At 41.6% G+C, this 361-nt stretch carries 1 pseudogene; it reads right to left on the bottom strand.

Features of this window, described 5'->3' with window-relative positions:
* Positions 1–361: pseudogene (locus QWI17_RS14925) on the bottom strand (IS5/IS1182 family transposase); the annotation flags it as partial.

Here is a 361-nt window from a genome sequence, read left to right as displayed (position 1 = left end):
GGTTTTTAAATGTCCGATGATAGGTTCTATTGCCGCTCTGGTTCTAAATTTTTTGCGCTTTGTCTGCTTTTGATAAGCAGTGTCTTTTTTTCTTGGAGTGCTTGGGATGGAGATTTTCACGCCCTTTATTTCTGATTTTCCTCTGCCACCTCTATCGTAAACGAGTTCTTTTGGGAGCTTTTGACCACCGGTTTCCATCTGTTCCAAAAGTGGTTCTATGGTGTGACCATCGTAAGGAGTTTGCAAAAATGCTTTAATCCCGAGAATGATTTTCTTGCCTTTGTTGGCGGTGGTTATCAAACCTACCTTATTCCCAAATTCATACTGGCTATGCGCTTTTCCTTTGGCAATACATCGGGTA

It is taken from the genome of Gilvimarinus gilvus, assembly GCF_030518155.1.
Classification (GTDB): Bacteria; Pseudomonadota; Gammaproteobacteria; order Pseudomonadales; family Cellvibrionaceae; genus Gilvimarinus; species Gilvimarinus gilvus.
The sequence above is the reverse complement of the archived record's forward strand: the minus strand, read 5'-3'. Positions and strand labels throughout refer to the sequence as shown.